This is a genomic window from Paraburkholderia sp. JPY465, assembly GCF_050436725.1.
In the GTDB taxonomy this organism is placed as follows: Bacteria; Pseudomonadota; Gammaproteobacteria; order Burkholderiales; family Burkholderiaceae; genus Paraburkholderia; species Paraburkholderia youngii.
Map to the genome: position 1 here is coordinate 461,038 of NZ_JBNDMT010000006.1, position 26,739 is coordinate 487,776.

Annotated in this window: 21 protein-coding genes and 2 pseudogenes; 12 read left to right on the forward strand and 11 right to left on the reverse strand. The window is 63.7% G+C overall.

Features of this window, described 5'->3' with window-relative positions; all coding sequences use genetic code 11:
• The first annotated feature begins 278 nt into the window (after positions 1–278).
• From QFZ94_RS35300 to QFZ94_RS35335, 8 genes are all read left to right on the forward strand, one after another.
• On the forward strand, positions 279–1,586 hold the full coding sequence (locus QFZ94_RS35300; RefSeq protein ID WP_368584230.1) for a glycosyltransferase family 4 protein: 1,308 nt from the start codon (positions 279–281) through the stop codon (positions 1,584–1,586).
• Between the two features lie 123 nt (positions 1,587–1,709).
• Complete coding sequence (locus QFZ94_RS35305; RefSeq protein WP_429462730.1) at positions 1,710–2,312, forward strand: D-glycero-alpha-D-manno-heptose-1,7-bisphosphate 7-phosphatase; 603 nt, start codon at positions 1,710–1,712, stop codon at positions 2,310–2,312.
• Positions 2,309–3,550 (forward strand): lipopolysaccharide heptosyltransferase II, encoded by a 1,242-nt coding sequence (waaF, locus tag QFZ94_RS35310; protein WP_429462731.1) that lies wholly within the window; start codon positions 2,309–2,311, stop codon positions 3,548–3,550. The genes QFZ94_RS35305 and waaF overlap by 4 nt, the downstream gene beginning before the upstream one ends.
• 22 nt (positions 3,551–3,572) lie before the next feature.
• Positions 3,573–5,318: a carbamoyltransferase family protein gene (locus QFZ94_RS35315; RefSeq protein ID WP_429462732.1), complete on the forward strand. Its 1,746-nt coding sequence runs from the start codon at positions 3,573–3,575 to the stop codon at positions 5,316–5,318.
• Positions 5,315–6,403: a glycosyltransferase family 2 protein gene (locus QFZ94_RS35320; protein ID WP_429462733.1), complete on the forward strand. Its 1,089-nt coding sequence runs from the start codon at positions 5,315–5,317 to the stop codon at positions 6,401–6,403. The genes QFZ94_RS35315 and QFZ94_RS35320 overlap by 4 nt, the downstream gene beginning before the upstream one ends.
• A complete protein-coding gene (locus tag QFZ94_RS35325; protein WP_429462734.1) occupies positions 6,400–7,539 on the forward strand; it encodes a glycosyltransferase family 9 protein in 1,140 nt (379 codons plus the stop codon). The genes QFZ94_RS35320 and QFZ94_RS35325 overlap by 4 nt, the downstream gene beginning before the upstream one ends.
• Positions 7,529–8,485, forward strand: coding sequence for a glycosyltransferase family 4 protein (locus QFZ94_RS35330; RefSeq protein ID WP_429462735.1), 957 nt, complete (start codon positions 7,529–7,531; stop codon positions 8,483–8,485). Before QFZ94_RS35325 ends, QFZ94_RS35330 begins: the two co-directional genes overlap by 11 nt.
• A 51-nt stretch (positions 8,486–8,536) precedes the next feature.
• Positions 8,537–9,532 carry a UDP-glucuronic acid decarboxylase family protein gene (locus QFZ94_RS35335; protein WP_429462736.1) on the forward strand — a complete coding sequence of 332 codons (996 nt, stop codon included), beginning with the start codon at positions 8,537–8,539 and terminating at the stop codon, positions 9,530–9,532.
• Between the two features lie 103 nt (positions 9,533–9,635).
• On the opposite strand, the gene QFZ94_RS35340 is transcribed toward QFZ94_RS35335, so the two are convergent.
• The 7 genes from QFZ94_RS35340 to QFZ94_RS35370 form a co-directional block, all read right to left on the reverse strand.
• Positions 9,636–9,893 carry a hypothetical protein gene (locus QFZ94_RS35340; protein ID WP_429462737.1) on the reverse strand — a complete coding sequence of 86 codons (258 nt, stop codon included), beginning with the start codon at positions 9,891–9,893 and terminating at the stop codon, positions 9,636–9,638.
• Between the two features lie 261 nt (positions 9,894–10,154).
• Positions 10,155–10,766: a recombinase family protein gene (locus QFZ94_RS35345; protein WP_410842502.1), complete on the reverse strand. Its 612-nt coding sequence runs from the start codon at positions 10,764–10,766 to the stop codon at positions 10,155–10,157.
• A 72-nt stretch (positions 10,767–10,838) separates the two neighbouring features.
• A complete protein-coding gene (locus QFZ94_RS35350; RefSeq protein ID WP_013094087.1) occupies positions 10,839–10,961 on the reverse strand; it encodes a hypothetical protein in 123 nt (40 codons plus the stop codon).
• Positions 10,962–11,347: 386 nt separating this feature from the next.
• Positions 11,348–13,642, reverse strand: a complete 2,295-nt coding sequence (metE, locus tag QFZ94_RS35355; RefSeq protein ID WP_429462738.1) for a 5-methyltetrahydropteroyltriglutamate--homocysteine S-methyltransferase — start codon at positions 13,640–13,642, stop codon at positions 11,348–11,350.
• 176 nt (positions 13,643–13,818) lie between these two features.
• Positions 13,819–14,172, reverse strand: coding sequence for a DUF1428 domain-containing protein (locus QFZ94_RS35360; protein WP_008920469.1), 354 nt, complete (start codon positions 14,170–14,172; stop codon positions 13,819–13,821).
• A gap of 300 nt (positions 14,173–14,472) precedes the next feature.
• Positions 14,473–16,887: a filamentous hemagglutinin N-terminal domain-containing protein gene (locus QFZ94_RS35365; protein WP_429462739.1), complete on the reverse strand. Its 2,415-nt coding sequence runs from the start codon at positions 16,885–16,887 to the stop codon at positions 14,473–14,475.
• Positions 16,888–17,100: 213 nt separating this feature from the next.
• On the reverse strand, positions 17,101–17,718 hold the full coding sequence (locus QFZ94_RS35370; protein ID WP_429463636.1) for a LysE family translocator: 618 nt from the start codon (positions 17,716–17,718) through the stop codon (positions 17,101–17,103).
• Between the two features lie 442 nt (positions 17,719–18,160).
• Here QFZ94_RS35370 and QFZ94_RS35375 point away from each other — a divergent pair, with 442 nt between their 5' ends.
• Positions 18,161–19,216, forward strand: a complete 1,056-nt coding sequence (locus QFZ94_RS35375) for a hypothetical protein (RefSeq protein ID WP_368584242.1) — start codon at positions 18,161–18,163, stop codon at positions 19,214–19,216.
• A gap of 40 nt (positions 19,217–19,256) precedes the next feature.
• On the opposite strand, the pseudogene QFZ94_RS35380 reads toward QFZ94_RS35375, so the two are convergent.
• The 3 genes and pseudogenes from QFZ94_RS35380 to QFZ94_RS35390 all read right to left on the reverse strand — a co-directional run.
• Positions 19,257–19,470 (reverse strand): annotated as a pseudogene (locus QFZ94_RS35380) (IS66 family transposase); the annotation flags it as partial.
• Positions 19,471–19,499: 29 nt separating this feature from the next.
• Positions 19,500–19,769: pseudogene (gene tnpB, locus QFZ94_RS35385) on the reverse strand (IS66 family insertion sequence element accessory protein TnpB); the annotation flags it as partial.
• A gap of 566 nt (positions 19,770–20,335) precedes the next feature.
• The gene (locus QFZ94_RS35390) at positions 20,336–20,905 is read right to left on the reverse strand and encodes a hypothetical protein (protein ID WP_429462740.1); all 570 of its coding nucleotides are present in this window, start codon (positions 20,903–20,905) and stop codon (positions 20,336–20,338) included.
• 1,043 nt (positions 20,906–21,948) lie between these two features.
• Here QFZ94_RS35390 and QFZ94_RS35395 point away from each other — a divergent pair.
• Genes QFZ94_RS35395 through QFZ94_RS35405 form a run of 3 tightly spaced genes read left to right on the forward strand, consistent with a single transcriptional unit; the run spans position 21,949 to position 25,447 of the window.
• A complete protein-coding gene (locus QFZ94_RS35395; protein ID WP_429462741.1) occupies positions 21,949–23,121 on the forward strand; it encodes a tetratricopeptide repeat protein in 1,173 nt (390 codons plus the stop codon).
• Entirely contained in the window at positions 23,058–24,257 is a 1,200-nt protein-coding gene (locus tag QFZ94_RS35400) for a HupE/UreJ family protein (protein WP_429462742.1), read from the forward strand. The genes QFZ94_RS35395 and QFZ94_RS35400 overlap by 64 nt, the downstream gene beginning before the upstream one ends.
• 17 nt (positions 24,258–24,274) lie before the next feature.
• On the forward strand, positions 24,275–25,447 hold the full coding sequence (locus tag QFZ94_RS35405) for a DUF4331 domain-containing protein (RefSeq protein ID WP_429462743.1): 1,173 nt from the start codon (positions 24,275–24,277) through the stop codon (positions 25,445–25,447).
• Here the strand turns inward: QFZ94_RS35405 and QFZ94_RS35410 are convergent.
• A complete protein-coding gene (locus QFZ94_RS35410; protein WP_429459802.1) occupies positions 25,366–26,601 on the reverse strand; it encodes an IS110 family transposase in 1,236 nt (411 codons plus the stop codon). The two genes, QFZ94_RS35405 and QFZ94_RS35410, sit on opposite strands and share 82 nt — an antisense overlap.
• Positions 26,602–26,739 lie beyond the last annotated feature (138 nt).

A 26,739-nucleotide genomic window follows, 5' to 3' on the forward strand; every position in this document is an offset into this window, starting at 1 on the left:
GCGCAACTCTTACCTGTTCATTGCGCGCAATCCTCCGCCCATCCTAGTACCGCGGCGCCACCAGCGGTGCGAAGTTACATGATCGTATGTAGAAAAAGGGAACGCCACAGCGCTTCCCTGTCTGCACGAAAAAGGGCACGCCACAGCGCTTCGTCCGTCCGCACCAACGTCTACCGTCGTTTCCCGGCACCGCAGGATCCGAATGGCACAGCGAATGCTCGGGGCCGGTGAAACGATTCCTCAATATCGAAGAACGCGCATCTCAGGAAGGAGTGCAAATGAAGATCGCCCTGATCAGTGAACATGCGTCGCCACTTGCTGTCGCCGGTGGCGTCGATAGCGGCGGCCAGAATATCTACGTCGCGAACGTCGCGCGTCAGCTGGTGGAAATGGGCCATCAGGTCGACGTGTTCACGCGTCGCGATCGCGCACTCGTGCCCGAGCGCGTCGACATGGACGGCGTACGCGTGATTCATGTGCCTGCCGGACCGCCGCGACAATTGCCGAAGGAACAATTACTGCCGTTCATGGACGAGTTCGCCGCGTTTCTGATCGGGTTCTTTCGGCGTGAACCTCAGCCGTACGACGTGATGCACGCGAACTTCTTCATGTCCGGTCTCGCCGCGCTGAAGGTCAAGGCTGCGCTCGGCGTGCCGCTGATCACGACCTTTCATGCGCTCGGCCGCGTGCGGCGCATCCATCAAGGCGCGAATGACGGCTTCCCCGACGAGCGCTTCGCGATCGAAGACGAACTGGTCGCACGCTCGGACGTCGTCGTCGCCGAATGTCCGCAGGACCAGGCCGATCTGCTCGAACACTATCGCGCCGATCCCGCGCGCATCCAGATCGTACCGTGCGGTTTCGACGATGAGGAGTTCCGGCCCGTCGAGCGCGAAGCCGCCCGCCATGCGCTCGGCTGGAGCCCGCACGACTTCATCGTGCTGCAGCTAGGCCGGCTCGTGCAGCGCAAAGGCATCGACAACGTGGTACGCGGCGTGGGCGTGCTGAAGCACACCTTCAACGCGGCAGCGCGGCTGTACGTGGTCGGAGGCAATTCGGACGCGCCCAACGAAATCGCGACACCGGAGATCGCGCGCCTGCGCGAGATCGCACGCGAATGCGGTGTCGCGGACGAGACGTGCTTCGTCGGCCGGCGTGGTCGCGCGCGGCTGCGCTACTTCTATAGCGCCGCCGACGTGTTCGTGACGACGCCGTGGTACGAGCCGTTCGGCATTACGCCGGTCGAGGCGATGGCCTGCGCGACGCCGGTGATCGGCGCCGATGTCGGCGGCATTCGCTATTCGGTGGTCGATGGCGTGACCGGCTTTCTGGTGCCGCCGCGCGATCCGCACGCGCTCGCGGCGCGTCTCGACCACTTGCGGCGCGACCCCGCGCTCGCGCGCCGGATGGGCGAAGCGGGCCTCGAACGGGCGCGGACCGGTTTTACCTGGCGCGGCGTCAGCGAAGCGCTCGCGCAAATCTATGCACGCGCGGCAAGGCTCGCGCCGAGCAAAACATCGCTCGACGTCGGCTCCGAGCCGGCGCAGCTACCGCTGCGAGCAGCAGCCGGAGCGTCGTTCCGTTGACGACGGCGCACGCCGCGCGAACGCGCACGGCGTGCGCATTTGGAACGCGCCGCGGCCGGTCCAGCGGCTACGGCGCGCCTTTTTCCGACTTTCGGCCCACGCTCGCAAATACCACCAACCATCATGACGGTACCCGCTGTATTCATCGACAAGGACGGCACGCTGCTCGAAGACGTGCCCTACAACGCCGATCCCGCGCTGATGCGTTTCGCGCCCGGCGCGCGCGAGGCGCTCGCGCTGCTCGCCGCCTACCCTTATGCGTTGTTCATGATCAGCAATCAGTCCGGCATCGCGCTCGGCAAGTTCGAAGACAAAGCGCTGTTCGCCGTCGAACACCGGCTGCGGCAGATGTTCGCCGAGTGCGGCGCCACGCTCGCCGGCGCGTACTGGTGTCCGCATCATCCCGAGGGCAGCGTCGAGCGTTACGCGATCGTCTGCGACTGCCGCAAGCCCGCGCCCGGCATGCTGCTGCGCGCGGCCAAAGAGCATGAACTCGATCTCGCCCAAAGCTGGTTCGTCGGCGACATTCTCGACGACGTCGAAGCAGGCAATCGCGCCGGCTGTCGCACGATCCTGCTCGACAACGGCCACGAGACCGAATGGCGGGCCGGCCCGCAGCGCACACCGAATGCGCGCGCGGCCGATTTGCACGAGGCCGCGCAACGCGTCGTGTTGAACGGTCTGCCGCCGGGCAGCGCGGCACGCCGCAAGGAGGCGCCGCGGTGAACGCACCTCTGCCACTTGCGCCGCCCACGCTCGCTCATGCGCGCGTGCCCGACACGTCGCAGCCGGTGTGCTGGGGCGACGAGGTCAAACGGATTCTGTGCGTGCGCCTCGACAATCTCGGCGACGTGCTGATGACGACGCCCGCGCTGCACGCGCTGCGCGAGTCCGCCCGAGATCGCCATCTCACGCTGCTCGCGTCGCGCAGCGGCGTCGCGCTCGCGCCGTTTCTCGACGACGTCGACGACGTGATCGAATACGACGCGCCGTGGGTCGCGCCTGCGTCGACCGTGACGCGCGATCTGCTCGACGATCATCGGATGCAGCAGCGGCTGAAGCGCGGCTGCTTCGACGCAGCGGTGATTTTCACCGTGTATAGCCAAAGCCCGTTGCCGGCCGCGATGCTGTGCTATCTCGCGGGGATTCCGCGCCGCCTCGCGCATTGCCGCGAGAATCCGTACTCGCTGTTGACCGACTGGCTGCACGAACCGGAGCCGCAGCAGCGCACGCGGCACGAGGTGCAACGCCAGCTCGATCTGGTGCGTCACGTCGGCGCGCAGTCGAACGACACCGCGATGCGTTTTCGCGTGCCGCCCGCCGCGCGCCGGTCGCTCGACGCGAAACTGACGACCCTCGGCATCTCCCGCCACGACGAGTGCATCGTGCTGCATCCAGGGGCGACCGCCGCATCGCGCCGCTATCCGCCCGAGCGCTTCGGTGAAGTCGCCACACGGCTCGCGCGCGAAACCGGCGCCCCCGTGCTGTTGACCGGCGGCGCGAGCGAGCGAGCGCTCGTCGAGGCCGTGATGCGCGCCGCTGCTCCAGGCGTGTGCGCGCAGCTACACGACCTGAGCGGTGCACTGACGCTCGCCGAGCTCGCCGCGCTGCTCGAACGCGCAAGCGTGCTCGTCTCCAACAACAGCGGCCCCGTGCATGTCGCGTCCGCGCTCGGCACGCCGGTCGTCGATCTTTACGCGCTGACCAACCCGCAGCACACGCCGTGGCAAACGCCGCAACGCGTGCTGTACCGCGACGTCGAATGCCGCTGGTGCTATCGCAGCGTGTGTCCGCACGGGCATCACGCTTGCCTGCTCGGTGTGCCGATCGAAGAAGTCGTGCACGCGGCACTCGAATTGCGGCGCGCGCATGCGAACGCGCCGCGTCGAGGCGCAGCCGGGCGCACCGGCCGCGCCGATGACACGAGCACGCCGTCGCTGACGGATCAGCCAACCATTCCCTGAACTCACTCCCACTGCTAACGCCATGTACACACTCGGAATCAATGCGGTCTATCACGACAGCGCGGCCGCGCTGCTGCGTGACGGCGTGGTGCTCGCCGCCGCCGAAGACGAACGTTTCACGCACGTCAAGCACGCGAAACGTCCGGTGCCGTTCTCGACCTGGCAGCTGCCGTTCGACGCGATCGACTACTGCCTGAAAGCCGCCGGCATCACGCTCGCCGACATCGACCACGTCGCTTACTCGTACGACCCCGCGCTGTTCGGCGGCATGCCGAACAAGCCCGGCGCGACGATCGAGCTGCCGTTCGATCCGGCCGGCACGCGTCCGGACAATCCGTCCGCGTCGTCGTGGGACCCGCTCTTTCTCAGCTATATCGCGAACGCGAAGGGGCAGTTGCTCGACGGCGCGCCGCATCATCTGCGCAAGCGCTTCCAGGGTGTGGATCGCGAGCACGGCTTTGCGTGGCACTTCGTCGAGCACCATCTCGCGCACGAAGCGAGCGCGTTTCTCGCGGCGCCGTTCGACGACACCGCCGTGCTGACGATGGACGGCCGCGGCGAAGGCGTGACGACCAGCATGGGGCAATTCGTCGGCGGTGAGTACACGCGTCTGAAACAGGTCGAGTTGCCGCACTCGCTCGGCTTGCTGTACGAAGCGGTGACCGACTGGCTCGGCTTCCTCCACTCGTCGGACGAGTACAAGGTGATGGCGCTCGCGTCGTACGGCAAGCCGGCCTATGTCGACGTGTTTCGAGAGATCGTGAAGTACCGCCAGGACGGCAGCTATACCGTCGATGCGCCGCGTCTGACCGAGCGCTTCGGTCCCGCGCGCGAACGCGGCGGTCCTCTTGAGCAACGCCACTTCGATATCGCCAATTCGTTGCAGCGCGTGCTCGAGGAGACCGTGCTGGAACTCGCGCACTGGCTGCATCGGCAGACCGGTTTGAGCCGGCTCTCGATGGCGGGCGGCGTCGCATTGAACTGCGTGATGAACTCGAAGGTGCGCGATGCCGGGCCGTTCAGCGAAGTGTGGGTGCAGCCGGCGGCCGGCGACGCCGGCACCGCGCTCGGCGCGGCGCTGTGGACCGACTATCGCGAGCGTGCCGCGCGCGGCGAGCGCGAGCGTCGCTGGAAAATGGATCACGCGTATCTCGGGCCGGAATTCAGCGAAGCGGAAATCGAGCAGTTCCTGCGCTGGTCGAAAGTGCCGTACCGGCGCCTCGACGATATCGCCGGCGAGACCGCCGATCTGCTCGCGCAAGGCAAGGTGATCGGCTGGTATCAGGGCCGCACCGAATTCGGGCCGCGCGCGCTCGGGGCGCGCTCGATCCTCGCGTCGCCGATCGATCCGCACATGCAGGCGAAACTCAACGAGATCAAGGATCGCGAAGACTTCCGCCCGGTCGCGCCGGTCGTGATCGAAGAGGAAGCAAACGACTGGTTCGTGAACGGTCAAACCGCGCCGTTCATGCTGTTCATCTTCGACGTGCGCGCCGACAAGGCCGCGCGTATTCCCGCGGTGCGGCATGTAGACGGCACCGCGCGCGTGCAGACCATCAACCGCGCGCAGCACCCGCTGTACTACGACCTGCTGGCCGCGTTCAAGCAGCGCACGGGCGTGCCGATCCTCGTCAATACGTCGTTCAACACGCGCGGCGAGCCGATGGTGAATTCGCCGCGCGACGCGGTCGAGTCGTTCTGGACTTCGCCGCTCGACGCGCTCGTGATCGGCCCGTTCATCGTCGATAAGGCGGGGGGCCGCGTATGAACGCGTCGGTCATGTGTCCGGCGCCACTGCATGGCGGCGTGGCCGCGCGCTACAGCAGTGAGGATGCCGAGGAAACCGGCCGCACGCTGCGCACGCCGTCGTGCCCCGACGTGTCGGTGGTGGTGCCCACCTATCGCCGTCCCCAGATGCTCGCGAACTGCCTCGACGCGCTGTGCGCGCAGCAGTTCGCGCCCCATCGCTACGAGATCGTGGTCTGCGACGACGGTCCCGACGACGCCACGCGCGCCTGCGTCGAACGGTTCGCGCGCGAACAGGCGCCGCGTGGATTGGAGGTGCACTACCTGCCGGTCACGCGCACCCAGGGTCCCGCCGGCGCGCGCAACGCGGGCTGGCAGTATGCGCGCGCGTCGCTGATCGCCTTCACCGACGACGACACGCTGCCCGATCCGCACTGGCTGACGGCCGGCGTCGCGGCGCTCGCGTCCGGCGCCACGGCCGCCGCCGGCAGGATCGTCGTGCCGCTGCCCGAGCTACCCGAGTTGCCGACCGATTACGAAGCGGACGCGAGCGGCCTCGCGCGCGCCGAGTTCGCGACCGCGAACGTGTTCGTCACGCGCGCGGCGCTCGTCGCGACGGGCGGCTTCGACGAACGGTTCACGTCGGCATGGCGCGAGGATTCGGATCTGCAATTCACGCTGCTTACCGCCGGCGGCCAGATCGTGCGCGCCCGCGACGCGGTGGTCGTGCATCCGGTGCGGCCCGCGCGTTGGGGCGTCAGCATCGCGCAGCAAAAAAAGAGCCAATTCGATGCGCTGCTTTACCGCAAGCATCCCGAACTGTTTCGAACGCGCATCGGCTCGCGGCCGCCGCTGCTGTATTACGCGATTCTCGCCGCCGCGTTGCTCGCGATCGGCGCTGGGTTCGCGGATCTGCCGATTCTCGCGGGCGCGGGTGTGATCGCGTGGTGCTGGTTGACCGGCTATTTCTGCGCGCGTCGGCTGCGCGGGCGCAATCACGGCTGGCGCCATGTCGCCGAAATGATCTGGACGTCCATTCTGATTCCGTTCCTGTCGATCTACTGGCGACTCTATGGCGCCATCCGTTTCAAGGTGTTCTTTCCATGACCGCACCCTCGCTGCTGGCGGCGCTCGCGCCGCGCCGTATCGTCGTGTTTCGCGCGCTGCAGCTCGGCGACATGCTGTGCGCGGTGCCCGCGCTGCGCGCGCTGCGCGCCGCCGCCCCCGATGCGCAGATCGCACTGATCGGACTGCCGTGGGCGCGCGCGTTCGTCGAGCGCTATGCGGCGCTCGTCGACGAGCTGATCGTGTTTCCGGGCGCCGTCGGTTTTCCCGAGCAGCCCGAAACGGACGATGGCTTGCCCGCGTTCTTCGCGCGAATGCGCGACCGGCATTTCGATCTGGCGATCCAATTGCACGGCAGCGGCGGCGTCGCCAACGATCTGCTGCATCGACTCGGCGCGCGTGCCGATGCCGGCTTCGTGCAGCCCGATGAGGCCACGCGCGAAGGCTGCTTCATCGATTGGCCGGATGCGCTGCCGGAGCCGGAGCGCTATCTCGCGCTGATGAGCGCACTCGGCGCGCCGGTACGCGACCGGCGCCTGGCGTTCCCGCTCACCGCGCCCGACCTCGATGAGTTTGCCGCGCTGCGCGCGTATCACGGCATCGAAGACGAGCGGCTCGTGCTGATCCACCCCGGCTCGCAATTGCCGTCGCGGCGCTGGCCCGCCGAGCGCTTCGCGGCCGTCGCCGACCACCTCGCCGCCGACGGCTGGCAGATCGCGATCACCGGCACGGCCGCCGAAGCGCCGCTGACCTGCGCGGTGCTCGGCGCGATGAGCGCGCCCGCGCTGCATCTGGCCGGTGCGACGTCGCTCGGCGGGCTCGCGGCACTGACGGCGCATGCGCGGCTCGTGGTCTGTAACGACACCGGCATCTCGCACATCGCCGCGGCGGTGGCGACTGCGTCGGTCGTGATCGCGTGCGGCAGCGACACGCGCCGGTGGGCGCCGCTCGATCATGCACGGCATCGCGTGCTGGCCGACTATCCGGCGTGCCGGCCATGCATGTTCCGCGAGTGCCCGTACGGCCATCCATGCGCGCTGAACATCGGCGTCGATGAGGTGGTCGAGACCGCCCGCGAGCAGCTTGCGCGCGCGCCCGGCGCGCAGCCGGGCGCGCCCGGCAGTCTGCATGAGGGACCCGTTTCGTTGTTTTACGAGGAACTGCACCATGCTGCGTAATTGCCGCCGACTGCGCGTGCTGACCTGGCACGTGCACGGCAACTACATGTACTACTTGAGCCAGACGCCGCACGATTTCTATCTGGTGACGAAACCAGGTCATCCGCCCGGTTACGTCGGCAAGGTCGGCGTCTTGCCGTGGGGCGACAACGTGCACGAGATCGCGATCGACGACGTCGCCAATCACGAGTTCGACGTGGTGCTGTACCAGCATCGCACGCACTGGGAATACGACCGCGAGCACGTGCTGAGCGCCGCGCAGCGGGTCCTGCCGCGCGTCTACGTCGAGCACGATCCGCCGCAGGAAAACGCGTTCGCGCAATGGCATTGGGTGGACGATCCCGGCACGCTGCTGGTCCACGTCACGCACTTCAACCGGCTGATGTGGGATAGCGGCGTCACGCCGACGCGCGTGATCGAACACGGCGTCGTGGTGCCCGACGGCGTGCGTTACAGCGGCGAGCTGCAGCGCGGCATCGTGGTCGTCAATCATCTCGCGCAGCGCGGCCGGCGGCTCGGCGCGGACGTCTTCAGCGAAACCCGCACGCGCGTGCCGCTCGATCTCGTCGGCATGGACGCGCAGCGGCTCGACGGCATCGGCGAAATCGGCAATCTCGATCTGGCCGCGTTCAGCGCGCGCTACCGCTTTTTTTTCAATCCGATCCGCTGGACCAGTCTCGGTCTCGCGATCGTCGAGGCGATGACGATCGGCATGCCGATCGTCGGTCTCGCGACCACCGAGCTCGCCACCGTGATCCGCAACGGCGAAAACGGCTTCGTGCATACCGACGTCGACGCGCTCGTCGACGCGATGCTCGGGTTGCTGCGCGATCCTGGCGAAGCGCGGCGGCTCGGCGAGGGCGCACGGCGCACCGCGCTGGAGCGTTTCCATATCGACCGTTTCGCGCAGGACTGGCACGACGCGCTGCTGCACGTCACCGCGTGACGCCACGCCGCTTTTCAACGCCAATGCGCTCCAACCACAGGATCACGCACCATGAAAGAACTCACCCGCAAGCGCATTCTGGTTACCGGCGGCGCCGGCTTTCTCGGCTCGCATCTGTGCGAACGGCTCGTCGCGCAAGGGCACGACGTGCTGTGCGTCGACAACTTCTACACCGGCACGAAGGACAACATCGCGCATCTGCTCGACTGTGCGAACTTCGAGCTGATGCGTCACGACGTAACGTTCCCGCTGTATGTGGAAGTCGACGAAATCTATAACCTCGCGTGCCCCGCCTCGCCGATTCACTACCAGTACGATCCGGTGCAGACCACGAAGACCAGCGTGCACGGCGCGATCAATATGCTCGGGCTTGCCAAGCGCGTGAAGGCGCGGATTTTCCAGGCCTCGACCAGCGAAGTGTATGGCGACGCGCTCGTGCATCCGCAGAAGGAAAACTACTGGGGCCACGTGAATCCGATCGGCCCGCGCTCGTGCTACGACGAAGGCAAGCGCTGCGCGGAAACGCTGTTCATGGACTATCGCCGCCAGCATGGTCTGTCGATCCGCATCGCGCGCATCTTCAACACCTACGGCCCGCGCATGCACCCGTCCGACGGCCGCGTGGTGTCGAACTTCATGATGCAGGCGCTGCGAGGCGAACCGCTGACCGTCTATGGCGACGGTACGCAGACGCGTTCGTTCTGCTACGTCGACGACATGATCGATGCCTTCATCCTGCTGATGAATAGCGCCAACGATCCGGGCGGCCCGGTCAACCTCGGCAACCCGCACGAAGTGTCGATGCGCGAGATCGCGCAACGCATCGTCGCGGTGACCGGCTCCGCTTCGCCGCTCGAAACGCAGCCGCTGCCGGCCGACGATCCGTGGCATCGGCAGCCGGACATCTCGCTGGCCACCAAACTGCTCGGCTGGCAGCCGGGCATGTCGCTCGATGAAGGGCTGCTGCGCACCGCGCATTATTTCCGCGCGCGCATCGAGGCGAGTCGGCCGACCCCGCCGCAGCAGGTGGGCGAACGAATCTCGTGACGCGCAACAAAAAGAAGCGACCGCGAAGGTCGCTCGGGGAGCAGTGCCACGGAGGCCGCTCAAAAGCCATGCCGCGAAGGGCGTGCGGGCTATGGCATTGGGTTCATGAGGAACGGATGGTCGACTCGGCGTCGCTCGTCAGCACCGTCATCGGTCCCGCGCTCAACGCGGCCGAGATGATCGCGAGGCGATCGGCCGGGCAATCGACCAGATCGACGCTCAGCGACTCGCGTCCGCCCGCGGTGCTCACGTGCGCGGACCAGCCGCACACTTGCGCATGATGTTCGATCAGGCTCTTCCAGACTGCGACGACTCGCAGTGATCCCGGGCTTGCATAAACAGTCAGACGTTTCACGTTCATGGCTTTCATACGGCATCGCGCCGCGCCTCGGGTCCGGATCTCAACGTTTGATAATGGTATGTAGGTTGAGGTTAGACGTGTGAACTTTCAGAGCAAAGCACATGCCCCTGTCCGTAACTGATCTGTTACGGACAGGGGCATGTGCGCGCACGTCAGGGCTATCTGGCGCTTTCCACACAATCGGCCGTGCGAAACGCGCCGTGCGGAATGCCCGAACGGCGATGCGGTAAGAACGGTACGAAACAGATCGGCAGGTATTTTCTACATCGCGGGCGTGTCCGCGCGAATGCGCATCACGGTCTGGCGCGAAGTGCCGAAGCGTCGCGCGACTTCGCTGACCGACTGTCCTCTGCCGAGGGATTGCAGCACGCGTTGGCGCTGTTGTTCGGACAGCGACGGCGGCCTGCCTGTGTGTTTGCCGCTAGCGCGAACGGCCGCGAGACTATCGCGGCTGCGCAGGCTGCGGCACGCGGCATCGAGCCGTACCAGCGCGCGCAGCGCCTTCACCGCGGACGGCTCGGGACGTCCGGCCAGATCGGTATGGCCGACTTCGACGCAACGCAGCGCCGCGCCGGCCTTCCGGCACTGCATCACGGTGGCGAGAATGTCGCGCGCATTGCAGCCGAGCGCAGCCAGCTCGAGCACAACGAGCGTGTCGCGCGGCGCGATGCGCCGGATCAGACTCTGCAGTTCGGGGCGTTCGCGTCCCTGTGTGTAGGTCGGCAGATCCTCGACCACGAGCCGCGCGAGCGTGACCATGTAGCCCGCCTTGTCGAGCCGGATCAGCGCCTGCTCATGGCGAAGCGCATCGTGCGCGCCGAACAGATAGATGTGTAGTTTTTCCACGTCGCCTTCGTAGTCACGATCCGCCATTCGCGGCGTTGTTTCACCAGGAATTCCGTTAGTTCGAGCGACGACGCTTGCACGCGTCGTCACTCATCGCGCTCAGGGCTGCCGCTGGCCGCCCTGATGCGTCGGAGGAGTCTGGTTCTGTTGCTGCTGTCCGCTGTCTCGGCCGGGTTGCGCCGGGTTCGACGGTTGTCGATTGGAATTCTTGTCCGAGGTCATGAGGTTCTCCTGTGTGAGATTGCGGGTGACCGTGGCTAACCACGGCCATCGTGACTAACTCGCAATCAGCGTTCCCGGTCGCTGCGCCGCCGCGTGAGACCGTTCGGCGCGGGCATGCAGGTGCCTCGAAATGAGGCTTCTGCTGTCGACGCAAGCGACCCGGAGAAGGAATTTTGGAAGTGTATCAATCGCGTTGAGCGTCCAATACGGTTGGCGTGGGTATTGGCGCGATTGAACTGTGATTGTGTGTGAGCAATGGACGCGCGGCATGTAGCGGCCGCGGAATCCGGCTGGCGGAAAGGAATGTAGCGCCTTGCTCAATGCCCGGCGCAAAGAGGCCGTCCGGAGACGAGCCGCCGCGAAGAAAGCGACGGCTCGCTCGCCCTTTACTGAACCTGGCTGCGCAGCGTCTTCGCGGCGGCAACCATGTTCGTCAGCGCGGGAATCACTTCAGCCCACTGGCGTGTCTTCAGGCCACAGTCCGGGTTCACCCATAGACGCTGTGCTGGAATGCGCTCGGCCGCCTTTTGCATCAATTGCACGATGTGCTGCTGCGTGGGGATGTTCGGCGAGTGAATGTCATAGACGCCAGGGCCGATCTCGTTCGGGTAGTTGAAGTCGTCGAATGCGGCGAGCAGCTCCATGTCCGAACGCGAGGTCTCGATCGTGATGACGTCCGCATCCATACCGGCGATCGACGCGATGATGTCGTTGAACTCCGAATAGCACATATGCGTGTGGATCTGCGTTTCGTCACGCACGCCGTTCGCGGTGATCCGGAACGACTCGACCGCCCAGCGCAGATACTCACCCCATTGCCCGCGACGCAGCGGCAGGCCCTCGCGCAGCGCGGCTTCGTCGATCTGCACGACGCGTACGCCGGCGTTTTCCAGGTCGAGCACTTCTTCGCGGATCGCCAGTGCGAGCTGGTAGCACGACACCGAACGCGGCTGGTCGTCGCGCACGAACGACCAGTTGAGAATCGTCACCGGGCCGGTCAGCATGCCCTTCATCGGCTTGTTCGTCAGCGACTGCGCGTAGCTGATCCATTCGACCGTCATCGCCCGCGGTCGGCTGATGTCGCCGAACAGGATAGGCGGCTTCACGCAGCGCGAACCATACGACTGCACCCAGCCGAACTGGCTGAACGCGTAGCCGTCGAGTTGCTCGCCGAAGTATTCGACCATGTCGTTGCGTTCGGCTTCGCCATGCACGAGCACGTCGAGACCCAGCGCTTCCTGTTCGCGCACGCTGCGCTCGATTTCCCGCCGCATCGCGTTCCGATAGCCTTCCCGATCGAGCGCGCCGCTCCTGAATTGGCTGCGAGCGTGGCGGATTTCCGCCGTTTGCGGAAACGAGCCGATCGTCGTGGTCGGGTATGCGGGTAGTTCGAGCAGCGCGGCCTGCTTCGCCGCGCGCTCGGCATAGGCATGCTGGCGATTGCCGAGATTCGCATCGATGCGCGCGAGCGCGGCCTTCACCGCCGGGTTGTTCACGCGCGGCGACTCGCGACGCGCGGCAATCGCGGCCGCATTGGCGGCGAGCTCATTGGCGACCATGTCGCGGCCGCCGTTCAGCGCGGTGGCGAGCACCTTCAGCTCGTCGAGTTTTTGCAGCGCGAACGCGAGCCAGGAGCGGATTTCCGCATCGAGCTTCTCTTCGCTCGCGAGATCGACCGGCACGTGCAGCAGCGAGCACGACGGCGCGAGCCACAAGCGATCGCCGAGTTGGCGCGCGAGCGGTGTGAGCCAATCGAGCGCGGCGTTCAGGTCGGTCTTCCAGATGTTGCGGCCATTGATCGCGCCGACCGACAGCACACTGTCCGGGGGCAGCTTGCGCGCGGCGAGCGCGACTTCGTCGCGTGCGTTGATTGCGTCGATGTGCAAACCGTCGACGGGCAAGCCGCACGCGAGTTCGAGGTTCTCTTTCAGCTGGCCGAAATAGGTAGCGAGCAGCAGCTTGACGCCCCGTTCCTCGAAGCCTTGATACGCGGTCACGAACGCGTCGCGCCATGCCGGATCGAGTTCGGTGACGAGCACCGGCTCGTCGATCTGCACCCACTCGACATCCATCACCTTGAAATAGTCGAGCAACGCGCGATAGACGGGCATGATGCGAGCCAACAGCGCGAGTTTGTCGGAGTCGTCCTTCGCCTTGCCCAGCCATAGATAGGTGATCGGGCCAATGATCACCGGCTTCGCCTTGACGCCCTGCTCACGCGCTTCACGCAACTGTTCGAGGAAGCCGGACGTGTCGAGGTTGAACGTCGTATCGGCGGTGAATTCGGGGACGATGTAGTGGTAGTTGGTATCGAACCACTTCGTCATTTCGCCGGCCGCGACGCCGCCGCAGCAGGCGGCGTGCTCTTCGGCACCCTGCGCCGAACGGCCGCGCGCGACGCGGAAGTAGTTGTCGAGCTTGTCGCCATGAAAGCCCTGCACGCGTGCCGGCAGATTGCCGAGCGTGAAGCTCATGTCCAGCACCTGGTCGTAGAACGCGAAATCGCCGACCGGTGCGAGATCCAGTTCTTTCTGGTCGTTCCAGTGACGCGCGCGCAGTTGGGCGCCTAGCGCCTTCAGTTCGTCGCGCGACGACTCGCCCTTCCAGTAGCGTTCGAGGCCGAACTTCAGTTCGCGTTTTGCGCCGATGCGCGGGAAGCCGAGATTATGTGTCGTGACCATGGAGGCTGCCTTCCGATGAAAAAATGCAAGGAACGATGTAAGGACTGGCAGCCATGATAGGGGCATCGTTCCATGAAGAAAAATGGCATTATTTCATTTATTCATTAGTTTCGTTCATTCGAGGTGACGAGTCGCGCGTTGCATCGCGGATGTGCAATGCCATGTTTTTTCGGCCATCACGCGTCGACAATCACTTCGAAACCGCCATAGATTAGCCGCTGGCCATCAAAAGGCATCGGGTCTTTATCTGGTTGCAGCCGCGGATCGGCCATTACCGCTTTCATTCCTTCGTCTCGCGACTGATGCGACGGCCAGACGACCCAGGAGAACACCACCGTCTCATCATCCTTGCGCTTGATCGCCATTGGAAACGACGTCACCTTGCCCTCCGGCACGTCGTCTCCCCAGCATTCGACCACCTTCAACGCGCCGTGCTCCTTGAAGACGGCCGCCGCTCTTTCGGCGAACTGTCTGTAAACTTCGCGGTTGGCTGTAGGCACGGGGACAACAAATCCATCGACGTAAGTCATTCGCAAACTCCTTTTTCCCATACGGACTATAGGTGCCGGTCGGCAACGCATCGCGACGCGACCGCCCATACGCACGACGAGCGGGGAGTCAAGAAATCGACAATAGATACTGGACTGTCGACAATACTGCCTACCGTGTCGAATGTCTCAAGGTGGCCGTTCCCCGGCTTCCTTCCGGGTTTTTGCCCTCCTTTAACGAGATGCCGGGGTGCTGGGCGAAAAACAGACCAGGTGAATGGAGGCAATCGCTGGCTGTCCCGCCACTGGGCGGCCGGTGACTAGCAGCTAGCAGTCAATGGGTTAATGGCTCACCTGCCAGCGTAGGACCGGGTGACTCGTGCCGGCCGGAATGACCCACGCGCCGGTCGGTCCAAAGTCCCAGCCGACGAAGCTGGCCGGATCGCTCATCTGCGCGGTAGTGAGACCGTTGGATGCCGGCAGTTGCGGACCGGTGCCCGCGCTGACGCTGCGTGTCGTGGTCTGTTTGTCCCAGTAGACGTTGGACGCGAGCGGCACTCCAGCCGGTGAGCCCTGGACGGCGACGATGCCGCCATAAGTGCCATAATCTGGGCCCTGGAAGCTTGGTCCTAAGACTGCGCCCGACGCAAACGACTGCTCGATGAGGCCGTCATTTGAAAGAGCCAGTCCCCCAGCGCTGAATGGGCCGTACACTTGCCCCGTTGCATACGACTGCGAAATCGTTCCGTCGTTAGCGCCGACCAGACCGCCACCGGAGCCATGATTGCCGCCGCTCACCGGCCCTGTCGCATAAGATTGCACGATCGTACCGCCGTTGCCGCCGACGAGGCCGCCGAGGAGGCCGGCAGAACCGACGAACGCGCTGCTCCACGAGCGCTCGATCAGGCCGTCGTTGCGTCCCACCAGGCCGCCGAGCAACGCACCTTCGAACGCGCCGGAGCCGCGGCGGCCGGTAGTATAGGCGTAGGTAATCAAGCCCTGATTCTCGCCGGCCAAAATGCCAAGCGGGATCCCGCCCGGGAAATAGATATTGGTCGCGACCGTGGCGTTGGTCATCCCGACATTCCGCACGACACCGGTCGGCCCGATCGCGCCGAACAGTCCCATCGCCGGCTGCTCGGTGGAGCTCTGATCGAGCTGCATGAACCTGTCGATCACGTGGCCCATCCCGTCGAACTGGCCGGAAAACGGCGTGGTCGCATTGCCGAGCGAAGAGAAAGCGAAAGACGTATCGGTCGCACTGGCGTCGAGGTCTTTGCCGAGCGCATATGCGCCCCCGAGATCGAGCGCGATGTTCTGTAAATCGCCAACCGAATTGACCAGTTTGTAGCCGGTCACCTGGGTGATGAGACCGCTATACGGCGCTGCTGTCCATGCGCTGTTCGCGACGATCATGCCGGGAGTGTAGCTGCCGTTCATGTCGTAAAGCGCGCTGACGATGCCGGTACTTTTCGACCAGTCGATGGTCCCATCGCTGGTCATGCTGCCGCCGTTGTCGATGCCTGACGCGTCGGCGCGTAAGGTCAGGTTGCCCGTACCGTTGTTCGCGATGGTCGTACCCGACGTCACTGAGACGTGGCGGTACGCCGCGAGCGCGAGCGAAGCCGGACCTGACCAGCGCAGGCTCGACGCGACGCCCAGGTCGCCCGTCGCGCCGTTGGCGCCCGTCGTGGTGACGTTGACCGAGGTGCCGTCGTTCAGGCTGCGGCGCAGCGCGTGCGCGGCGGCATCATCGATCGTGAAGGCGGGGGTCAAGAGATTCCATTGGCCTGCATCGACCACTGTGTGCTTGCCGAACGTCAGTTGTGCCGCCTGGGTATCGACCGTTCCGCCGCTGCCGTCCGCGTTGCCTGCGGCGATCCTGCCGAGTTGGTCCACGCGGCCGCTGTCGGCCACCAGCCACACATGGCCATCGCGGCTGGCCGTGCCCGTCGCGCGGATGCGCGTGCCGCTGCCTGCGAGCGCATAGACGTTGCCGTCGGCGGCCTGCAGGCTGACCTGCGCGGCGGTTATCCGCCCGTTGTTGACGACCGTGCCCTGACTGCCCGTCTGAACGAACACCTGCCGGCTGCCCGCGGAGTCCTGCAACAGCAACTGGCCCCCTGTTGCCAGCTCCGCCGTGCCGTTGGGCGCTGCCACGGTGCCGGCGTTGATGACTGCGTGTCGCGCAATCAGGAACACATCGCCGCCGCTCGAACTGATCCTGCCAAGGTTGATCACGCTTGCATCGGAGTCGCCCGAAAGTGTGAGCGTGCTGCTGCCGCTCATGAATGCACTGTTGCAGACATCGAGGGTGGACGCGACGAAGCGGCCACCCGTGCTGATCACACCCGACGGACCCACGACGATGCCTTGCGGATTGATCAGATACAGGCTGCCTGTTGCACTGAGCATGCCGAGAATGGCCGAGGGCGAGCCACCTGTCACGCGGTTCAGGGTTGCGCCCGTGCCGTTGTTGAACGTCACGCTGTTGTGCCTGCCGATCGAGAAACTGTTCCAGTCGATCACGCCGCGCGTCGAACCCGGCTGCGTGATCAAAAGACCGTTGCCCTGGCTAGCTATCGTGCCCGTACCGGCGGTATATGTGCCGCCTTGCGGAAGGCGACCCGCGCCGAACGCAACAGGTGTCAGGGACAGTCCAGTCAGCGCAATGCCGACGGCAAGCCAGATGTGTCCGCGCGAGTGCTGTCGACACAGCGCGCGTCGCGGGGGCCAAGGTAGTTTCGAATGTGACATACAGCCCCCTTTCCGCTGCGTGCGGAATGGCTGCCGACAACCCGCAGAGCCGACCGGAAACGCATGAGTCGCCGTGTCTGAAGAATAGCAATCGGCGTCGCGAATGCATGCCGATATCTCAACGTTTTGCGCCGTCCAGTGCGGACTTTTGCCATCTCCTGGTGCCGCCCACACGCAAAGCGGCCGTTCAGCCAGGCTCCGCCGGGCGCTTTGTTATCGAAATGCCTGCCGGATCCCCAGCGCAATCATGAGCCCTCCACATGTGAGGTCGATCCATGCCTTCGCGCGACGATACGCCGTCGCAATCACCGTGTGCGATAGAACGAGCGCGACTGCTCCGTACCAGCATGTCGCTGATGCACCGACAGTAGCAAGCATCGCGAAGAACGTCGGCATGGAAACGTGGGTGGGCACCGCTGAGGAAAACACCGCCGCATAAAAGGCGATGGACTTCGGGTTCGCGATATTTGTCGCGATACCTTGCAGGAACGCGGCACGAAACAGAGGCGCCTTCGTTGGGTGGCGCGCTCCTGATGGGGTTGCCCGTGCCGACACAACGAGCCGCAGCCCGAACCAGATCAGATAGGCCGCGCCAGCAAGCCTAACGCCGACGGCGAGCCACGGGAAAATAGCGAACACCATTCCGATGCCAAGGATGGCGCAAGTCGCCCAGAACAGATTCACCGTCACGATTCCGGCGACAAGCGCGAGCGCATCGGAGCGTCTGCCGGCGACCGCCTTGTGAGTGACTGCGACGAAGTTCGGCCCGGGTATGACGACACCCGCCGCATACACAGAAAAGACTATCGCGATAGCAAACCAATCAACCATTGGCAGCCTCAGTGAAAAGTGGCTGTACACAACGTGGAGTTGCTTCATCGGCTAGTATTCTGAAGCAATTCACGACTGCCCGCTGCTGGCCGACTCCGGAAGCAGCAGACCAAACGCTCAATCGCTGGACGTGCGATTCGTACGCTCGCAAGCATGGCGTCACTGAACTCCAACCTTGTTCGCTCCCAACCCCACGCGATGCAAGGCTCCGCCCAGACCCAATATTTCAAGGCAAACACAGCCGCGGATGCAAAGTTGAGCGCTTTCTCGTCCTGGTGAGGGTGGAAGGAACCGAAGGCCGGTGAGGCCGCAATCTCTTGCTTGCGATATGCGCTTCCGAGTCCTGAGTGGAAAGTGCCGGAGTTCCTTAAATCAGCTCGCCCCCCGTTGCCAAGGGGCACAGGCTCTGCGATATTGAGCACCATTTCAATCCGAGGGAAGCATGGTCACTGTCAAGACAAAAGACTGGGGATTGCAGTTCAAGCACCTGGAGGCGCACATTGGTAACGTCGCCGCAGCCGTGAAGCAGCATGAGGCTGACCTCAAGGATGAATTGTCCAAAGTGGCGGCAGGAGGCGGGCAGCATGCCTATGCACGGCACGGCTGGCAGACGGGCTGGCAAGCGCAGATGGTGCGCGCGGTTGCGGGAAAAACACCAGATCAAGCCTTTGATCCCTATGGCTGCAATCCCGAGATTCGTACCTGGGGTCGAGTCATGATCGCAGACCCCGCTGGTCTGGTGATCGGACACTACGGACTCGGTGCCGATGGTCGTCGCGTAGTGGCACCGGTTCAACCCACCTTCACGCCCCTGCCTGATACGGCAGCTCCCCCGAAGGGAGCATCCGCAGGCCACTTCATTTCGCCCATGGCCCAGCACCTGGCGATGACCTCCAGCAAGACCAAACTGAAGGCCTGGGGAGTTTGGACACGTGCGCAGCGGAAAAAGGGTACTTCGACAGCATTCCACGGCGTTCGCCGTGTTGCCTTGACAGTGAAAGGCCCCGGTCCCCTGCTTGGCTTGGGCTTCAATCTCCCGAAAACGGCAACGCCCCGATCCGAAGAAGAGGCCCGCTGGCTGCTGGAGGCATTCGAACGACGCGCAACCTTCAAACAGGTGATGGATGGTTGTCCATTCAGCTCGGCGCAAGCGCGCAAATCTCTCCAGATTGCCCTGGAAACGCTGCACCACGGCTCTACGCTAGCGCTGCGATCGTTGAACCCCATCGCATTTCCCCAGCTATCCAGCTTTTTCGACGCTCTGGAACTCGAAGTCCAAGGCAGCTACGGTGTGCTCAGCGTCTGGGATCGCGTGGCATCTCCCACGGGCTGGAGCCTCGTGACAGCCTATGCCACGGGCGGCCCAACGCTTACGGAACAGATTGAACTCAGCGTGGACGGGAGCAGCAAGCCTGACGGGACCCTCACCGGCATGGTTTCCGACGGAGTGAAGACGAAAACCGGCACCGTTAAAGACGGCAAAGTTATCTTGACCTGACTGCCCCCCGATGGTTTGAAGAGTGCCTTACCTACATGTCGGCGGATTCAGGCAAGTGCGTCCGGATCTCGCGTGACAGATGTTCAGGCAGTGGCTTGCGCGGTGCCTGTTCCGCGGCTGTGCGCGGCGTTGTGAATCGACCGTTTCCTGCGGTGTGAGCACTGCGCGTCACGCTCACGCAGCGCCCTCTCCTGGCTGAGCAGCATGGCCTTCAGCGTTTCGACATCGGCGGGAAGTGGGTTCGCGCGCGTCATGCGGGCAGTTTACGCGCCGGCAACGGCGTTTACAACGCTGAGGTCGGTCGAGCCGTTCTCGTCAGTTGCCGCCAGTCGATGCCTTCCAGCAGCATTGATAGTTGCGCCGGGCTCAGGCTAATGACGCCGCCATCGGCTTGAGGCCATACGAAGCGCCCCTTCTCGAGTCGCTTCATCAGCAGGCACATCCCATCGCCGCTCCACCACAGCACTTTCAATAGATCGCCGCGTTTGCCACGAAACACGAAGACCTGCCCGCAGAACGGATCCGGTTCAAGCACCGTCTGCACCTTGGTGGCGAGACTGTTGAATCATGCCCGCATGCCTTCACGCCCGCAGCAAGCCACACACGCGTGCCGACAGGAAGACCGATCACGCATCAGTCTCCGCCGCGGCGCCCAACGTACGCAACACAACACGCAGCGTGGCTGCGTCGGGTGTGCCCTCGATACGCACGCGTGTAATACAGGCCGCAGGCACGCTACTTCGAACAATGTAGTCATTGCTCGCAGGTGAAATCGCCGAACCGAAAACCGAAACATGAGGGTCTGCTCTCGGGTCTGTTGCGGGTCTGAGCCGATCGCGTCAGGCAGTGTCGGTCAGGCAGGGTCATTCGCTCGTACCGCCGGTCGGACATTCGGACAGCGGCTCAGAATCTGCAAACGGTCACTCGTCGCACTCGGAGGCGACTGTCCGAACGACATGGAACCCGGCGCCCTAATGGGAGGCCCCCCGCTGACGCCACTACAACAGCAACGATGCTGGGGCACGTGGCCGGGAACGCCGGCACGAAGTTTTGGTGATCAATGTTGATGCAGAGGGTCTGGGCAAGAAACTACCCTACAGAATTGCCGTGCGGGTCGGGCTAGCGCCGTCGCATGCCACCGAAGCCGCGCATGCCGCTGGGCGCTTGCATGCCGCCGAAGCCACGCATGCCGCCGGACGCTTGCATGCCGCCGAAGCCGCGCATGCCACTGGACGCTCGAACGCCGCCGAAGCCACGAATGCCGCCGCTCGGGAAAGGTCCGCGGTGAAAGCCCGCGCCCACCGGGTTGCCGAAGTGGTTGTGATCCAGTTGATGGAAATGACGGAAGTGGTGGAAGTGATGGAAACGATCGACGAAGATGAAGCTCACACCCGCGCCGATGAAAATCGGCGGCCCCCACCACCACGGGTCAGGATATGGGTAGGCGGCAACCGAATACCACAACGCCCCGCCATCGGGACTCTGCTCGAACTGCCATGTCCCGTCACTTTGCAGGCACGCGCGCCCGATGATCTGTTGCATCGAACCGTCGATGTTCGCCTGACCGGCGACCGCGCGGCAATTGGTGCTGTTGGCCTGTATGGGTAAGCCGTCATATGCTTGCGCGAACGCGGGGGCAGAAAAGCTGACGTAGACGAGTAACGCCCCAAAGCCAAGTATCTTGTCCATGATGGACTCTTGCATGTATCGCCGACGTTTCGACGCGCGAAGTCGTCGGCGTCGCCCGGCACATCGGCGTGCTTCACAAATTCAAACCGCCACGAAAAAACGCGCGGCCGATGACGTGTTGCCTCACGATTAAACGATGCAGCAAGCTGGGTTATTCCGGAACGAAAATCTGTCCGGCAGGGTCAGTTTATCCAGGTGATTCAATAGTTGAAGCCATCAAGCGAACTTCAGCACCGACCCGCTCGGAACATTCGACCCGGAAGGTTGACTACCGCCGATGGCACAAATCAGGCGGGACATCGATCGGGCCTGCGGTCTGTGAACGTCCTTTTTTCTCGTTGGGCTAAGAGCTAAGGCCCCCCGCCGTACGCGGGTCGCCGAGCACCGACAGGGCATCGTCGGTCGGAGTGCCGCGAACTCCGGTCGTCGCTGCAAATATGATGGCGACGGTGCGAGTTAACACAGAGATGAGTCTGTACGTACTTGCCTCCAGCATGAAGCGCGTTATTAAGCTCCTTGTTCACAACGGCTGATTGAGACGTAGCAAGGTAACGCCGCCAATTTGACGGCGCTGCCCCCACGCTGTGGCTTAGGACATCGTTGTATTGACGGTTCATGACAGATCTTAAGCGTTGAATGTGATTGAGAAGTCGCCTACAAATCGAACCGGAAAGCCAAAAATGCAACTCGAACCCCGAAAAGGCTCATTCGCGCGTGCGCTATGTGCAGAGCGTTACAGACGAATCTAATTGAAGGTAGAGCGGCTGTATAGCGCAGACATCCTCACGCGATCGACATTAATTATTTCGCTCTTCACTCTCCCGCGCAGGCGGCGTAGCAGGCTGTGATTGACCCGGTGCGACCAACATCGACGTCAAGCGAAACCGGCTTTACTTCTGGCTAACCCGTCATGCTGAACCACGCTGACGTGGCGGACGCCCAAATTGCGCAGCCAAAAGCAAGACGCTGGAAGAAACAGTGACCGCAGACTGCATCCGGATCGGGACCTTTCGCGTATATCCCAATGCAGAAGGGGAAGGTCGATGTCGGGTTGGCGATTCGTACCGTTGGTAGCCGCGCTTGTCCTGCTCTCAGGCGAGAGTTGGGCGAAACCGTATGTACCCGAAAGCGACGGCGTGGTGCTCGAACACCTTCCAGAGAAAAACGATCCGGCGCTTGCGCAACTGAAGCGCATGCGCGCGACGCTGATGATGAACCCGCGCGATCTCAACCTCGCAGTGTCCGTCGTGCGTCGCGCTCTCGAAGCGGGGTGCAGGCTGGGCGATCCGCGCTTCTTCGGCCAGGCGCAGGCCGCGCTGGCGCCGTGGTGGGACGCGGAGGATGTGCCGCCGACCGCGTTATTGCTGCGCGCGACGCTCAAGCAAAGCCAGCATGATTTCGAAGGCTCGCTTGCCGATCTGGATAGGTTGCTGGCCGCGCATCCAGCGCTCGCGCAGGCGCGACTGACGCGCGCCACAGTGCTCAGCGTGCGCGGGCGCTACGCGGACGCGCGGCACGATTGCGAGCAACTGAGGGGACTCGTTGCACCCATCGTCGTCATGGGGTGCGATGCGACACCGGCGAGCCTGACCGGCAACGCAGCGAGCGCATACGGGGCGCTCGTGCAGGTGCTTGCGCAAGGTGCCGGCAGCCTCGATCTGCGCGAGTGGGCGTTGACGCTCGCCGCGGAAATTGCCGCTCGCCGCGGCGACTTCGATGCAGCCGAGCGACATTTCCGCGACGCACTTGCGCTCGACCCGCATGACGCTTATCTGCAGGGGGCATACGCCGATTTTCTGCTAGATCGCGGTCGTCCGCGAGAGTTGTTGCCACTTTTGCGTGATGCTGCAAAAAACGACATGCTGCTGCTTCGTTTAGTGCTGGCCGAGCAACAGCTGCCGGAATTGCGCGAGTCATTCGCTGCGCACCGTGAGGATCTTTCGGCGCGCTTTGACGCTGCGCGTCGCCGCGGGGATAGCGTGCATCGCAGGGAGGAGGCGCGCTTTCGTCTCACAGTGGAACATGACGCCAAAGCGGCACTCATTCTCGCGCGCGAAAACTGGTTGGTCCAACGCGAGCCGTCCGACCTGCGGATTCTGATCGAAGCCGCGCGCGCGGCCGGCGATGCTGATGCCCTAAAGAACGCATCCGATTGGGTCGCCGCAATGCATCTCGAAGATGTGGCGATCGCCACGCTGCTGCAGGTACGGCAATGAAACGGGTCCTCCTCGCCTTAATGCTCGCATTGCTGATAGCGCCCGCGTTTGCGCATAAGGCAAGCGACGCCTACCTCACGCTTGAGCGCAGCGGGCAAGCGCTGCGCGGTCAGTGGGATATCGCGCTACGCGATCTCGACAACGCGCTTGGGCTCGATGAGAACGGCGACGGGGACATCACGTGGGGAGAAGTACGTGCGCGAAAGCGCGATATCGCGGCATATGCGCTTGCACACCTCAAGGTGTCCTCTGCTGGCAAACTTTGTGCGCTCGAACCGGCTGGGCAACTGATCGACTCGCACACTGATGGCACCTACGCAGTGCTGACGTTCACAGGACAATGTCCGCGGGCGAGCCCAACGCTTTCTATTGATTACCGGCTGTTCGAAGGCCTTGATCCCCAGCATCGGGGACTTCTCAACTTCGTCGAGAATGGCCAGAGCCGAAGCGTCATATTTAGCGCTGACGCGCCGCACCGCATTGTCGGTACCGATACCGGCGGGCCGTTGACGCAGTTCGCGATATATCTGAACGAAGGCGTATGGCACATCTGGACCGGATACGACCACATCCTGTTCCTGCTCTCGCTGCTGCTGCCTGCGGTGCTGATTCGTGAGGGGCGTGCATGGCAGCCGGGCGCATCGTTTCGCCAGGCACTCGTCGATGTCACCAAGGTTGTGACCGCATTTACGGTGGCGCACTCGATCACACTCACGCTGGCGGCGCTATCGATCGTCGTGCTGCCTTCGCGGCTCGTTGAATCGGGCATCGCCTTGTCGGTAGTGCTGGCGGCGCTAAATAACCTGTTTCCGCACGTGACGAACGGACGCTGGATGGCGGCGTTCGGTTTCGGCCTGCTGCACGGATTGGGTTTTGCAGGCGCGTTGCACGACCTCGGCTTGCCGGCAGGTTCGCTTGCGTTGTCGCTCGCGGGATTCAATCTTGGCGTCGAAGCAGGACAACTCGCCATCGTATTCGCTTATCTGCCACTGGCGTTCTCGTTGCGGGCAACCTGGACATACCGGCGCGTGGTACTTGCCGGCGGCTCAGCGGTGACCGCGACCATCGCCATGATCTGGCTAGTCGAGCGCGCACTTAACGTTGCCATATTTGGCTCGTTGGCCGCCCCGTTATAACCTTGAAGGAGAACACCATGAGATCTGTTGCCCGCATCATGGCAGCCGTCGCGCTTTGCGCCGCGGCGCTTTGGAGCAGTGGAACACTCGCTGCCAGTCACCGCGAGGCCCCCCTGATTGCGAACGACCCGACCGCCGACAACACCGACTTTTACATGTTCCGGAGTTGGACGAACCCTAACAACGTCGTTTTCATTTTGAACGTGATTCCCATGCAGGACCCTGACGCCGGGCCGAACTATTTCAATTTCGGCGATGACGTGATTTATCGCATCAACGTCGACACCAATGGCAACGGCAGGGCCGACGACCTCGTCTATGAAATCCGCTTCAAGACCGAATTGCGCGGGGATCTGGCGAACCAACAGCTGCCGCTGTCATATGCCGCGCTACCGCCGATCACTGCGCTCGACGGCCCGGGCTCGGACGGTCTGATCCTGCGCCAGAGCTACACGGTGACGCAAGTGCGTCACGGCGAGCGCACCAATCTGGGTACCCAGACGATGTTCGCGGTCCCGTCCAACGTGGGACCGCTAACGATGCCCAATTACGAAGCCCTGGCCGCACAGGGTATCTACTTGCTGGCGAACGGCGGCAAGGTCTTTGCCGGCCAGCGCGGTGAGACGTTCTACATCGACCTGGGGGCAGTGTTCGACACTGTCAATCTGCGCCGCACGCCACCCGTGTTGACACCGGCGGAGGATGCCAACGATCACGTGAATCCTTTTGGCAATGACACGTTCTCCGGCTTCAACATCAGCTCCATTGCGATCGAAGTGCCAATCAGCACGGTGACGTCCAAACCCAATGCCGTAATCGGCGCGTACGTGTCCACATTGCGTCGGGAAGGCCGCGGAATGGACCGCGATGACGACAGAGCCGGACGTTGGGTGCAGGTGTCCCGCATGGGCAATCCACTCGTCAACGAATTGATCATTGGGACCGACACGAAAGACAAATGGAATGCGACCGATCCGGACGACGAAGCGCACTTCCTGGGTTTCTATCTCAACTCAAGGCTGGCGACTGCACTCAACCTGCGGTTCGGCTTGACGATTCCCACGACGGATGAAATACACAAGCCCTCACGCCGTACTTCGCTCGTTCGCTATGTCCGCGCTTCCGGCCACCGTATCGGCGCGCTGTCTGATTTGGGGCGCGACTGCTTCCATCGGTTAAACAGTCTCTGATAGGTTCGCTCGGACTGCTCGGCCATGGCTCGCTCCTGCTGGCGGACGCTCTTCAGACTGTAGGCGGCAGCCGAACCTTTGCGCGAGCCATGCTGCGCCGGCATTCCAGCCTGCAGTTCCAGCGCGCGCAGCTTGTGCGCGGTTAACGCGGGACGATCCCACGCGAACGGTTCGCCACGTGTCATCACATACCAGACGATCACGGCGAGCTTGCGAGCGGTCGCTACGACGGCAATTTGTTGGCCGCGGCGATCGCGCACGCGCAGGAAGAAGGCGCGCAGTGGCCCGGGCGCCTGCGTGGCGCCCCAGGCAGCCTCGACCAGCATCGCCCGTGCGTAAGAGCGGCCGCGCTTGGTGATGTGGCCGTGCCTGGCCGGTGTTGGGCCGGATTGATAGACCGACGGATTGAGCCCGAAGTAGCTCACCAGCTTCTCCGGATTCGGAAACCGCTCGATGTCGCCGATGGCCGATAGCAGCCCGATCGCCACCGTGGTATTGACGCCGGTAATCGTCAGCATCACGCGTAGTCGCGCGTCGTCGATGGTCGCTTGCGCGAGTGCCTGCTCCACCTCACGCAGATCTTCGCCGAGGCGGTCCAGTTCGCGCAGTCGCTGCTCGATGCCCAGGCGTTCATCCAGCGGCAGCGGTTGAACGCTGAGCCATGCACGCCCCTTCCTGCCAAACAGATCGGTGGCAGGACACCGCTCGATCAGATGCGCCGCCAGCACGGCGTGAACCTCGTTCTTCAGCCGCGTGCGTTGCCGCACCAGCTGCGAACGGCGCGAGATCTGCCGACGCAACGCCAGCGTGCGCTCGTCTGGCATCCAGACTTCCGGCAGAAAGCCGCTTGCATACAGTTGTGCCAGCACGGCCGCATCGATCTTGTCCGTTTTGACGCGGGCTTCGGCGATCAGCCGGACTTGCAGCGGATTCGCAATCGCCACACGCGCGACGTGACGGCGGAGCACGTTGACGATGGCGGCAGTGTTGCCGGTTGCCTCGAGCACCACGTGATCGGTGGCACGTAGGTTCTCGGCAAAGCGTTCCAGCTGGTCGCGTCGCAACCCGGTACGGCCGCCGGCATGCATCAGGCCATTCTCCAGGTACGCGATCTCGGCCACGGAGCGCGAAACATCAAATCCCACGATTCGCATAACCGTCTCCCGTATCAGATCACTGTTGGGAGCCGGTGGGGCAGCACGACAACTACGGATTCGCGCTCACAGCGCAACCGGGCGGGTCGCAGGGGCGGCCAACTACTAACACGAGCTCGCGGCTCATCATGTAACAAC

Excerpts from the sequence above, each read along its gene's own strand:
- QFZ94_RS35300 (WP_368584230.1), top strand. The coding sequence starts at position 279 with ATGAAGATCGCCCTGATCAGTGAACATGCGTCGCCACTTGCTGTCGCC.
- QFZ94_RS35305 (WP_429462730.1), top strand. The coding sequence starts at position 1,710 with ATGACGGTACCCGCTGTATTCATCGACAAGGACGGCACGCTGCTCGAA.
- QFZ94_RS35315 (WP_429462732.1), top strand. The coding sequence starts at position 3,573 with ATGTACACACTCGGAATCAATGCGGTCTATCACGACAGCGCGGCCGCG.
- QFZ94_RS35320 (WP_429462733.1), top strand. The coding sequence starts at position 5,315 with ATGAACGCGTCGGTCATGTGTCCGGCGCCACTGCATGGCGGCGTGGCC.
- QFZ94_RS35325 (WP_429462734.1), top strand. The coding sequence starts at position 6,400 with ATGACCGCACCCTCGCTGCTGGCGGCGCTCGCGCCGCGCCGTATCGTC.
- QFZ94_RS35330 (WP_429462735.1), top strand. The coding sequence starts at position 7,529 with ATGCTGCGTAATTGCCGCCGACTGCGCGTGCTGACCTGGCACGTGCAC.
- QFZ94_RS35335 (WP_429462736.1), top strand. The coding sequence starts at position 8,537 with ATGAAAGAACTCACCCGCAAGCGCATTCTGGTTACCGGCGGCGCCGGC.
- QFZ94_RS35340 (WP_429462737.1), bottom strand. The coding sequence starts at position 9,893 with ATGAACGTGAAACGTCTGACTGTTTATGCAAGCCCGGGATCACTGCGA.
- QFZ94_RS35345 (WP_410842502.1), bottom strand. The coding sequence starts at position 10,766 with ATGGCGGATCGTGACTACGAAGGCGACGTGGAAAAACTACACATCTAT.
- QFZ94_RS35350 (WP_013094087.1), bottom strand. The coding sequence starts at position 10,961 with ATGACCTCGGACAAGAATTCCAATCGACAACCGTCGAACCCGGCGCAA.
- metE (WP_429462738.1), bottom strand. The coding sequence starts at position 13,642 with ATGGTCACGACACATAATCTCGGCTTCCCGCGCATCGGCGCAAAACGC.
- QFZ94_RS35360 (WP_008920469.1), bottom strand. The coding sequence starts at position 14,172 with ATGACTTACGTCGATGGATTTGTTGTCCCCGTGCCTACAGCCAACCGC.
- QFZ94_RS35365 (WP_429462739.1), bottom strand. The coding sequence starts at position 16,887 with ATGTCACATTCGAAACTACCTTGGCCCCCGCGACGCGCGCTGTGTCGA.
- QFZ94_RS35370 (WP_429463636.1), bottom strand. The coding sequence starts at position 17,718 with ATGGTTGATTGGTTTGCTATCGCGATAGTCTTTTCTGTGTATGCGGCG.
- QFZ94_RS35375 (WP_368584242.1), top strand. The coding sequence starts at position 18,161 with ATGGTCACTGTCAAGACAAAAGACTGGGGATTGCAGTTCAAGCACCTG.
- QFZ94_RS35390 (WP_429462740.1), bottom strand. The coding sequence starts at position 20,905 with ATGGACAAGATACTTGGCTTTGGGGCGTTACTCGTCTACGTCAGCTTT.
- QFZ94_RS35395 (WP_429462741.1), top strand. The coding sequence starts at position 21,949 with ATGTCGGGTTGGCGATTCGTACCGTTGGTAGCCGCGCTTGTCCTGCTC.
- QFZ94_RS35405 (WP_429462743.1), top strand. The coding sequence starts at position 24,275 with ATGAGATCTGTTGCCCGCATCATGGCAGCCGTCGCGCTTTGCGCCGCG.
- QFZ94_RS35410 (WP_429459802.1), bottom strand. The coding sequence starts at position 26,601 with ATGCGAATCGTGGGATTTGATGTTTCGCGCTCCGTGGCCGAGATCGCG.